Here is a 9,205-nt window from a genome sequence, read left to right as displayed (position 1 = left end):
CACCTGACGTGGATGGAGGGTCCCCTTGCGCCCCCCCACCCATCGGGTCCGTCGCAAGAAGCTGACGGACCCGAACTTCCTTGCAGGATGAGGCTTTGCCGTGCTTATCCTCGGCTATGCTTATCGACCACATGAAGGCAATGCCTGGCCATCTCGTTCGGCGGGTACAACAAATATCAACGGCCATTTTCGCGGAAGAATTAGCGGCGTTCGATCTAACGGCGGTTCAACTGGCCGCGCTGGTAGCTGTCGCCGAAACGCCTGATATGGACGCTACCCGGCTGGCCGAACTGATCTGCTTCGATCGCGCCACCATAGGCGATGTTATAGCCCGGCTGGAACGCAAGGGCCTGATTGCGCGCAGTCAGGGTGTGCGCGACAAGCGAACCAAGCTACTTTCCACCACGCCGGCCGCCGCGCCGCTCATTGCAGCGTGTATGAAGCGTGTCGAAGCGGTGCAGGTGCGTCTGCTTGCGGGCTTGTCGGCGGAGGAACGATCTACGTTTCAAAGCCTGCTCACCAAAGTCGTCGTGCACGCAGATTCACTGGACACGACCAAACATGACATTTGACAGTATACTTACAATATAGGTATTGCAGCGGCAGAGAGGACATATGCGCCTGATGTGATTCTTCATCGCCTGCCTGACATCTGAGCATAGGGTGCCGGGGGGCGGTGCATCTCCATCTGCCGCGAAGGCCGCACCTCACAAGAAGCGGCGGGAGAGCCATGGATCATGACGGGCTTCCGAACCAATGACCAGCAAGGCCAATTACGCCGCCTTTACGAGGATATGCGTCCGCAGCATCTCTATCCGCTATGGGAGGTTTTGAGCGGGCTGGTGACGCCCGAGCCCGTCACACGCGCCGTTCCTGCACAGTGGCGATATGCAGATGTTCGCCATCATCTGATGCGCGCCGGCGACCTCATCAGCGCGGAACAGGCTGAACGCCGGGTCATCATTTTGGAAAACCCAGGGTTGGCTGGCGAGTCTGCTATAACGCCGCGGCTTTATGCGGGCCTGCAGCTGGTCCTGCCCGGCGAGGTGGCTCCTTGCCATCGGCATAGCCAGTCTGCGCTTCGTTTCGTGATGGAAGGAGCGGGTGCTTTCACGGCGATCGATGGCGAAAAGGCCGTCATGAGCCGTTACGACCTGATCTTGACGCCCAACTGGCGTTGGCACGACCATGGCAATCCTTCGCCCGATCCAATGATCTGGCTTGATGGTCTGGACATTCCCACCGTGCGCGCTCTCGATGCCCAGTTCGCCGAGAAGCTCGCAAGTGCGCAATATGCCGAAACGCTGCCCCCGGGCACGACGCGGAGGCTCTATGGCCGGTCGCTCCGTCCGCTGCGCTCGCCCGGAACAGGCGACGCGGTGCCGCGCGAGCCCATGTTCCACTATCCCTATGCGGAATGGCGGGATGCGCTGGATGCGATGGCGCGGATCGAAAAGCCCGATCCCCATGTGGGCCACGCTTTGGAGTTCCGAAACCCCGCCACCGGCGGATCCGTGATGCCCACGATCTCCGCGCAGGTCCGCCTTTTGCCTGCCGGGTTCGAAACGTGCGCCCGGCAGTCGACGGAAAGCGCGGTGTTCGTCGTGGTGTCTGGTACTGGCGAGGCGGAGATCGGCGGCGAGACTTTTGTTTTGTCGGAACGCGATGTGCTTGTGGTCCCGACCTGGAAGCCGACCCGCTGGCGCGCCGACGGTGACCTTGTGCTGTTCGGCTTTTCCGACCGAGTGGTTCAGGAAAAGCTCTGTCTTTATAGGGAGTGTCTTGGATGACATTGGTTTTTGAGCCGCAACGCCCGGTTTTGATCCCGACCGTCGGCGACGGTCATTTCCCCGTCCGGCGGTTGTTCTGCATCGGCCGCAACTATGAGGAACATGCGCGCGAGATGGGCACGGCGCCGGATCCGGAAGCGCCGTTCTTCTTCACCAAATTTGCCGAAACGGTGGTCGGCGATGACGCAACGATTGCCTATCCGCCGGGCACCGCCAATTATCAATATGAAGTCGAACTGGTCGCGGCGATCGGGAAAGGCGGCCGCAACATCCGCGTGGAAGACGCGCTGTCCCATGTCTGGGGCTATGCCGTGGGTCTCGACATGACCCGGCGCGACCTCCAGATGGAGGCGCGTGGCAAGGGGCGGCCTTGGGATGCGGGCAAGAATTTCGAACAGTCCGCGCCGGTCGGTGTTCTGACGCCGGCCCAAAGCTTTGGGTTGCCGACGCGTGGCCGGATTGAACTGAAGGTCAACGGCGAAGTCCAGCAGCAGGGCGATCTGGGCGATCTCATCAATCCGGTCGACCGTCTTCTCGCCTTCCTGTCTGGCCTTTATACGCTCGAGCCAGGCGATCTGATTTACACCGGCACCCCCGCGGGCGTTGGACCGGTCGTGCCGGGCGATGTGATGGTCGCGACTGTCGAAGGCCTCACGCCCTTGACCGTGACAGTCGGGCCGCCGCAGCCATGAGCGATGCCGTCCGGCTACACGGCTTTTTCCGTTCAAGCGCGTCTTGGCGTGTCAGGATCGCCCTGCATATGAAGGGTGTCGCCTATGAGCAGATCACTTACCGCCTCCGCGCGGGGGAGCAGCGCAGCCCGGCCTATCTGACCGTGAATCCGCAGGGCCTTGTTCCTGCGCTGGAAATTGACGGACTGCTGTTGACCCAGTCGCTCGCCATCATCGAGTATCTGGATCAGACCCGTCCTGGATCGCCTCTGTTGCCCTCGGGGGCAGCGGAGCGGGCGAGGGTGCGCGCGCTGGCGCTTGCGATCGCGTGCGACACGCATCCGGTCCAAAATCTCAAAGTTCTGCTTGCGGTGCAGGCACTAGGCCACGATGAGGCTGCGTCTAACGCCTGGGCCCATCGCGTGTGTGAAGAGGGCCTCGCCGCCTATGCCGCGATGGTGGAGAATAGTGGCGGCGCGTTTAGCGCGGGCGATCAGCCAAGCCTGGCCGACCTAGCGCTCGTGCCCCAAATCGCCAACGCAAGGCGTTTTGGCGTCGATATTCGCTGGCCTCGTCTGGTTGCCATCGAACGTGCCTGTATGGCTCTGCCGGCCTTCAGCGAAACTGCCCCGCAACACCAACCGGATTTCATCGCATGAGCGCGACCAGCAACGCGGAACTGGGCACTGTCTATGGCGGCACCGTTCCCTCCACGATCGATGGCGCTAAGCTGGAGCTTTGCCATGCCAGCCGGATTCTGTCGGCCACGGGCGTCCTCGACGCCTTCGGCCATGTCAGCTGCCGCAACCCGGAAAACCGAGATCACTTCCTGATGTCGCGGCGCATGGCGCCCGGATTGGTCACAGTCGCCGATATTTTCGAGCATGACGCCGAGGCCAACGGCGTGGCAGAACCGAACAAGTCCCTGTTCCTCGAGCGTTTCATCCATTCTGAAATATACCGGCTGCGTCCCGATGTGGTCAGTGTGGTGCACAGCCATAGTCCCAAGGTGCTGCCATTCACCGTTGTTTCCGAAGCGCGACTTCGTCCCCTGTCCCACGTCTGTGGCTTCGTACAGGGGACGGGCGCGGCGTTCGACATCGCTGAACATGACGGCCACGGTACCGACCTTCTGATCCGCACGCCGGAACTTGGCAAGGCCTTTGCTGAGCATATGCGCGGTTGCTGCGTCGGGCTGATGCGCAGCCACGGCTTCACGACGATCGGTGTTTCCGTCCGTCAGTCTGTCTATCGGGCTATTTATACCGGCGTAAACGGGGCGCTCCAGATGGATGCGATGCGGCTCGGCGAACCGCGCTACATGACGGCCGAGGAAGCTGCTGCTTGCGAGGACACGACAAACGGACAGATCGATCGCGTATGGGCGCTGTGGGAACAGCAACATGGCTACGTACCGGAAACGCGGGGCTGATCCCGGCCCGGCGAGGAGAATGTAACGATGCAATTGACCGGAAACACTCTGCTCATCACCGGCGGCGGAACCGGCATAGGCCGGGCCTTTGCCGAGGCCTTCCATCACCTCGGGAACAAGGTGATCATTGCCGGACGCCGCCCCGCCGCACTCGACGCCGTCATGGCCGCAAACCCCGGAATGGAGGCGGTCGAGTTGGATATAGCCGACCCTGCCAGCATCGACGCTGTTGCTGCTGACGTTCGCGCGCGCTTTCCCGGCTTCAATATGCTCATCAACAACGCGGGCGTCATGATGATGGACGATGCAGGCGGCGCAATCGACAATGCGACGGCGATGACCATGGTCAACACCAACTTTCTGGGCGCCGTGCGCATGTCGTCGGCCTTTGTCGAGACGTTGAAGGCACAGCCTTCGGCCGCGATCGTCACCATCACATCGGTGCTGGGCTTCGTGCCCTTCGCCCGCGCGGCCGTCTATTCGGCGAGCAAGGCAGCGCTTCACGCCTATATCATGGCCCAGCGACATCGTCTTCGTGATACGCCCGTTTCGGTCATCGAGATCATTCCGCCTCGTGTCCAGGTCGATCCGGACGCGGGCACGGGTGATGTTTCGTCAATTCCGCTAGCGCGGTTTATCGATGACGCAATGGCGCTGCTGGGCACTGATGCGGAAGAAATCGTCGTCGACGAGGCGCGCTCCATGCGTGCAAATCCCGGTCCACGCGAGCATGAATTTGTGACCCGCCTCAACAGCATGTTGGAACGGGCGCATATCGAATGAAAAGAGGGGGAAGGGCTGACGATGTTGCCCTTTCCCCCTCTTATGTCGAGCCTGTCAGGATAGTGCGGCGATCACCTCTTCGCCGGTCATGATTTCCGCGAAAAAATCACCGAGCGACTTCAAGGCGTTGGCATGAAATTCCGGGGTGCTTGCAGAGCAGCCATCGGACACCACGATAGCGCGAAGTCCCCTGTCGTTTGCGTCGCGGGCTGTCGATTCCACAACCCGCGCCGTCGAACAACCGGTGATGACCAGGCTTTGCGCCTTTACCGATTGAAGGATGACTTCCAGATTGGTGTTGTAGAAGCTGCTGACGCGGTTGCGGACGATGATGAAGTCGCCATCCTGCGGTGCTAGTTCGTCGATGACTTGCGTGCCCGGGGTGTTGGCGACCAGGACATTATACTGGCTTAGCTGTCCGCGCATGGCGGGCAGGGCATCGAGGAAATCCTGGCGGAACCCGATGCAGGAATAGATGACGGCAATTCCGTTGGTGCGCGCCCAGTCGATCAGGCGACGGGTTGTCGCCACCATCCGGTGGGCTTGCTCGTCATGGCCGTGCATCTGCATGATATCCTTCTGGATATCGCAGATAATGAGCGCGGTTCCTTCCTTCATCCTCCAGCCTTTCTGTCCTGATTTACGGGGTGCAGGATACTAGGGATGTTTGCTGCACCGGTATTGATAACGCGGAAAAAGCTTTTGTCGGCAACGTGGCCCCGACAAGAACGGGCGGCCGCTTCAGGCCGCGATGATCGCCTCCGGCGCGGGGAAGTCGAAATCCTTCGGAAAATCGATGATCTCGACCACGGTTCCGATGTCTCCTTCAGTCCCGAAATAATGGAAGCGGACCTTGTGCATCCAGACGCCGCTCTGGATGATGTCGTATCCGCGATCCAGCAGCATCTGTACCTGCCTGTCATAATCGACATGATCGCAGTCGAACGCGAGATGTTGGACCCCGTCGCCATGTCGCGCGAGAAAGTCGGAGTAGATCGACTGACCGCTGATCGGCTGAATGACCTCCCAGGTCAGATCTCCGACCCGTGCCAGCCCCATTCTAAAAGAGCAGGCCTCGGTCGGGGTACCCCGATAGCTGAACTCAGTCATATTGGATGGGCCGACGTTGTACACCGCCCAAGGTCCGATCCCGAGTTTCACCATCCTTGAGATGGATCGCTCGAAATCTTCAGTGATGACGGCTACCTGGATCAGCTTCCCCAGGAAATAGCCGGGAAGGCCCTGTTGGTTTTGGTTGCTGTTCATTGGCGAGGCTCCTGTATTCAAATGGTCTTGGGCCGCGGGCTGGCAAATCCGGGAAGGCCAGCCATCTGGCGGCCCAGATCCTCATATGCCGTCTCGATATTGGTCTGCGCGTGCAGGCTCAGAGTCGTTGCATCGCGCATGATGCGCTGGAGTGGGCTATGTCGATAGATGGAGGACGCGCCGCCAGCGCGAAGCGCCAGGTCAGCTATCTCTTTCGCTGTCATGCAGATCAAAGCTGTCGCTGCGCGCAGCTTTGCAACCGCCAGGGGCGTTGGAGGGATGCCGTCGCGGGCGTTGCCCTCCACCTGTTCGGCGGAATGTTTGAGAGTCGCCTCGCACGCGTTGAGCTTTGCCCACATCTCGGCGAGCTGAAGGTGCGTGATCGGCGCCTGCAACTGATCGGCATAGGTGGTGAAGGTGATGCTGCGGCCCGTGGCCCTCCTCTGTAATTCCTCGATCGCGGCGCGGGCGAGACCTACGGCCAGCGACGCTATTGTGATCGGCCCGAGCTGAGCGAAACTCACCTTATAGAGCAGCCCGGCGGGCTCCGGCGCCGCACGGATTCCCGCAAAAAGAGCGGCGGTCTTCAAAATCCGGTGATCGGGTACGAAAATTTCCTCGGCGATGCTGATCGAGTTGCTGCCCGATCCCTGCATGCCCATCACATCCCAGTCGTCGATGATTTCTATCTGCTCATGGGGCACCTGACAGGTCACCGACTCTCGTCCACCGTCGTCGGTTTCCACCATCACGCTCAAGATGTGAAAGCGGGTGTGGTGACATCCACTGCACCAGGCCCATTTCCCTCGGATCATCAGTCCGCCGGCGACGCGCCGACCCAAGCCCGGCGCGAAATTGTTGATTGCGCCAGATTGCAGCGGCCCATCCCAGCCAGACCGGAATAACTCCTGCTGGAACTGATGGGGATAGATCGTTACCGGATGCACACCCGTTGTCGTCAGCCAGGCTACCCAGCCCGTCGAGCCGCAGCCGCGCGCGATCTCCGAGAAGACAGGATAGATCTGGCTGGGATCCAAAGCGAAGCCGCCATATTCGACCGGCAACGCCATCCTGAACACTCCGGCATCGGCAAGTTCGCGGATCGATATGTCAGGGACACGGCCAAGCCGCTCTGTTTCCGTTGCGCGTTCACGGAAACGTGGCACGAGCTGCGCTACATCATCGAGGATTCGTCGCGCAACTTCGGCCGAGCCGGCGAGATTTGTGGCGTCGATGCCGTCTTCCATTGTGATTGGAGCATCGGACATGAAAATATCTCCCATGTTATGGCGATCCGTCCGGTCGGTCTTCGCCGAGATCCTCATCAAAGGGCAGGCCGCCGGCTCGCGCGGATTGCAGGCCCAGCAGCACAGCGATCGCTTCCGAAGCAGCGAGACCCGCCTCTTCACCGGACAGCCCACCCAGATCCTTGAGCGCTTCCCAGCCTTGGGCGCTGCATATTGAAAGCAACACCGCCGCCCGCCGGCGACGTGTCCCGTCATCCAGATCCGGCAAGGCTTCGTATGAGCACGCCAGCATCGCGGCCTGTCTTGAGGGATTGGTTAGTTGGCTGGTTTGTCGTGCCACCTCGGAATGGAGTGCAGCGCGCACCAGTCCCTCTCGTTGATCAAGGTTCGGAAAAATTCTTCGCGGCATCTGAACGAGGTCGGCCACGGAAACCGGATTCCCCTGCATCTGCATCCGCGCCACCACTCGTGGCCAGACCGCCTGGTCCAGCAACTCACGGGAAGGAAAATGCCGATAGACCGTGCGGGCCGCAACGCCTGCGCGCGCACCGATGTCGGCCGTAGGCACCGCGATGTCCATGGTCTCTGCCATCAATTCAGCCGCAGCCTCCAGGATCCGCTCACGCGTGAGGTCTCGGTGGACCTGACGGATCGGTGTCACTTGTTCTGTCATTATGTCACCTCGATTGACATTAGTTTTGTTTGCGGTCAAGCTCCCTATTATCCGCAGATCGGATCGCGTCGCAAAATCACGCGAAGGGACGGTCGGACTGGTGCGGGCAATACTGCGGCCCGGCGAAGGGAAAGGATAAGCCATGGCTAGAACGGCACTCATCGTGAACGATATACAGAAGGATATTCAGGCCGCTTTCGGCGATACGGACCTGTTTCGCCAGATGGTCACCAATGCCGTCAGATTGATTGCTGCCGCTAGGTCGGCCGGCATTCCCGTTATCTATTCGCGATTGGGCTTCCGGTCCGATTATCTCGACGCGTCTCCGCTCCATGCGCCGATGATGCGGCAGTTCCAGATTTTACAAAGAGATACGCCCGGTGACGATTTCGTGGACGAGCTGACGCCGAAGGACGGCGATTTCATCATCACTCGCCGCCGGGTCAGCCAGTTCTATCAGACTGAACTGGAACTGGTGCTTCGTGCATTGCAAGTCGATACGGTCGTAATCACGGGCTGCTCGACCGACCATTCAGTCTCGTCCTTCGCGCGCGACGCCTCGGACCGCGACCTTAACGTGACAGTGGTGAGCGACGCCTGCTCTCCCAGCAAACCGCATTTCCAGGAGCCTGCCCTCGCTATGATCGCAGACTTCTTCGGCGACGTCGCCCCGACGGATGAAATCCTGAAACGCTTCTCTGCGCCGCCATCCTAAGCGCGCTTCGATCTGATCTGATGGCAGATACACGCTGCGGCGGACGTGATGTCACTTTTGGACAACCGGTAGTTCATTTCTGAAAAAGTCGTGCTCAGCCAGGAGCGGTAGAAAGGTAGAAAGAATTATAAATTAGGGAGAGGGTAGTGAGGATAATGAAGAAGCATGTCGTGTGCGGTATCAGCCTAATCGCCATGACGACTGCGGTGCATGCTCAGACAGAGAGTTCGCCTGCCAAAGCCGAAGATAATCAGGGTATCGCCGATATCGTCGTCACGGCTAACCGGCTCCAGGAAAATGCCTAGCGGGCTGCGCTGTCAATACAGGCTGTATCAGCCCAGGAAATCACTCGAGCCGGCGTCTCGCGGCCTGAAGATATAGCCAAGCTGGCTACCGGAGTGACCGTTGGCACGGGCGACAATGTGCCGCAGATCTACATTCGCGGGGTCGGCAACTACGCGACTAACAACTATGCCGAGAGTGCGATCGCAATGAACGTCGATGGCGTTTACGTATCTCGCGGCTGGGCGGCGCGAGGCGCCTTTTTCGACCTTGCGCGTGACGTGCTCCCCTGATTGTTACCAGTCAGAGGTAGAGTCCTGCTCCTTCTGAGCCTGGCCCCTTTTCT

Annotated in this window: 13 protein-coding genes; 9 read left to right on the top strand and 4 right to left on the bottom strand. The window is 60.2% G+C overall.

Annotation, left to right across the window (positions count from 1 at the left end; genetic code table 11):
* Positions 1 to 116: 116 nt before the first annotated feature.
* The 6 genes from SPHV1_RS12665 (at position 117) to SPHV1_RS12640 (ending at position 4,676) form a co-directional block, all read left to right on the top strand.
* Positions 117 to 572, top strand: coding sequence for a MarR family winged helix-turn-helix transcriptional regulator (locus SPHV1_RS12665; RefSeq protein WP_054946408.1), 456 nt, complete (start codon positions 117 to 119; stop codon positions 570 to 572).
* A gap of 165 nt (positions 573 to 737) precedes the next feature.
* Positions 738 to 1,790, top strand: coding sequence for a gentisate 1,2-dioxygenase (gtdA, locus tag SPHV1_RS12660; protein WP_054946407.1), 1,053 nt, complete (start codon positions 738 to 740; stop codon positions 1,788 to 1,790).
* Positions 1,787 to 2,482, top strand: coding sequence for a fumarylacetoacetate hydrolase family protein (locus tag SPHV1_RS12655; protein ID WP_054946406.1), 696 nt, complete (start codon positions 1,787 to 1,789; stop codon positions 2,480 to 2,482). The genes gtdA and SPHV1_RS12655 overlap by 4 nt, the downstream gene beginning before the upstream one ends.
* Positions 2,479 to 3,120, top strand: a complete 642-nt coding sequence (maiA, locus tag SPHV1_RS12650; RefSeq protein WP_054946405.1) for a maleylacetoacetate isomerase — start codon at positions 2,479 to 2,481, stop codon at positions 3,118 to 3,120. Before SPHV1_RS12655 ends, maiA begins: the two co-directional genes overlap by 4 nt.
* A complete protein-coding gene (locus SPHV1_RS12645; protein ID WP_082431001.1) occupies positions 3,117 to 3,893 on the top strand; it encodes a class II aldolase/adducin family protein in 777 nt (258 codons plus the stop codon). Before maiA ends, SPHV1_RS12645 begins: the two co-directional genes overlap by 4 nt.
* Before the next feature lie 27 nt (positions 3,894 to 3,920).
* A complete protein-coding gene (locus SPHV1_RS12640) occupies positions 3,921 to 4,676 on the top strand; it encodes an SDR family oxidoreductase (protein WP_054946404.1) in 756 nt (251 codons plus the stop codon).
* Positions 4,677 to 4,730: 54 nt separating this feature from the next.
* Here the strand turns inward: SPHV1_RS12640 and SPHV1_RS12635 are convergent, their stop codons facing one another.
* The 4 genes from SPHV1_RS12635 to SPHV1_RS12620 form a co-directional block, all read right to left on the bottom strand.
* A complete protein-coding gene (locus SPHV1_RS12635; RefSeq protein ID WP_054946403.1) occupies positions 4,731 to 5,294 on the bottom strand; it encodes a cysteine hydrolase family protein in 564 nt (187 codons plus the stop codon).
* Positions 5,295 to 5,417: 123 nt separating this feature from the next.
* On the bottom strand, positions 5,418 to 5,942 hold the full coding sequence (locus SPHV1_RS12630) for a VOC family protein (protein ID WP_054946402.1): 525 nt from the start codon (positions 5,940 to 5,942) through the stop codon (positions 5,418 to 5,420).
* Positions 5,943 to 5,959: 17 nt separating this feature from the next.
* Positions 5,960 to 7,210, bottom strand: coding sequence for an acyl-CoA dehydrogenase family protein (locus SPHV1_RS12625; RefSeq protein ID WP_197277722.1), 1,251 nt, complete (start codon positions 7,208 to 7,210; stop codon positions 5,960 to 5,962).
* A 16-nt stretch (positions 7,211 to 7,226) separates the two neighbouring features.
* On the bottom strand, positions 7,227 to 7,850 hold the full coding sequence (locus SPHV1_RS12620; protein WP_197277721.1) for a TetR/AcrR family transcriptional regulator: 624 nt from the start codon (positions 7,848 to 7,850) through the stop codon (positions 7,227 to 7,229).
* 154 nt (positions 7,851 to 8,004) lie between these two features.
* On the opposite strand from SPHV1_RS12620, the gene SPHV1_RS12615 reads away from it, so the two are divergent.
* The 3 genes from SPHV1_RS12615 (at position 8,005) to SPHV1_RS24465 (ending at position 9,152) form a co-directional block, all read left to right on the top strand.
* On the top strand, positions 8,005 to 8,577 hold the full coding sequence (locus tag SPHV1_RS12615) for a cysteine hydrolase family protein (protein ID WP_082430999.1): 573 nt from the start codon (positions 8,005 to 8,007) through the stop codon (positions 8,575 to 8,577).
* A gap of 155 nt (positions 8,578 to 8,732) precedes the next feature.
* Positions 8,733 to 8,882 carry a hypothetical protein gene (locus tag SPHV1_RS25005; protein ID WP_156367346.1) on the top strand — a complete coding sequence of 50 codons (150 nt, stop codon included), beginning with the start codon at positions 8,733 to 8,735 and terminating at the stop codon, positions 8,880 to 8,882.
* Between the two features lie 9 nt (positions 8,883 to 8,891).
* Positions 8,892 to 9,152 (top strand): Plug domain-containing protein, encoded by a 261-nt coding sequence (locus tag SPHV1_RS24465; protein WP_082430998.1) that lies wholly within the window; start codon positions 8,892 to 8,894, stop codon positions 9,150 to 9,152.
* Positions 9,153 to 9,205: the final 53 nt, after the last annotated feature.

The sequence above is a fragment of the Novosphingobium sp. KN65.2 genome, from assembly GCF_001368935.1.
Classification (GTDB): Bacteria; Pseudomonadota; Alphaproteobacteria; order Sphingomonadales; family Sphingomonadaceae; genus Novosphingobium; species Novosphingobium mathurense.
This window is presented reverse-complemented; position numbering and strand designations above follow the sequence as displayed.

Bases quoted from the DNA above. Each gene is read 5' to 3' on its own strand.
- SPHV1_RS12640 (WP_054946404.1), top strand. From the start codon at position 3,921: ATGCAATTGACCGGAAACACTCTGCTCATCACCGGCGGCGGAACCGGC.
- SPHV1_RS12635 (WP_054946403.1), bottom strand. From the start codon at position 5,294: ATGAAGGAAGGAACCGCGCTCATTATCTGCGATATCCAGAAGGATATC.
- maiA (WP_054946405.1), top strand. From the start codon at position 2,479: ATGAGCGATGCCGTCCGGCTACACGGCTTTTTCCGTTCAAGCGCGTCT.
- SPHV1_RS12665 (WP_054946408.1), top strand. From the start codon at position 117: ATGCTTATCGACCACATGAAGGCAATGCCTGGCCATCTCGTTCGGCGG.
- SPHV1_RS12630 (WP_054946402.1), bottom strand. From the start codon at position 5,942: ATGAACAGCAACCAAAACCAACAGGGCCTTCCCGGCTATTTCCTGGGG.
- gtdA (WP_054946407.1), top strand. From the start codon at position 738: ATGACGGGCTTCCGAACCAATGACCAGCAAGGCCAATTACGCCGCCTT.
- SPHV1_RS12655 (WP_054946406.1), top strand. From the start codon at position 1,787: ATGACATTGGTTTTTGAGCCGCAACGCCCGGTTTTGATCCCGACCGTC.
- SPHV1_RS12625 (WP_197277722.1), bottom strand. From the start codon at position 7,210: ATGTCCGATGCTCCAATCACAATGGAAGACGGCATCGACGCCACAAAT.
- SPHV1_RS25005 (WP_156367346.1), top strand. From the start codon at position 8,733: ATGAAGAAGCATGTCGTGTGCGGTATCAGCCTAATCGCCATGACGACT.
- SPHV1_RS12645 (WP_082431001.1), top strand. From the start codon at position 3,117: ATGAGCGCGACCAGCAACGCGGAACTGGGCACTGTCTATGGCGGCACC.
- SPHV1_RS12615 (WP_082430999.1), top strand. From the start codon at position 8,005: ATGGCTAGAACGGCACTCATCGTGAACGATATACAGAAGGATATTCAG.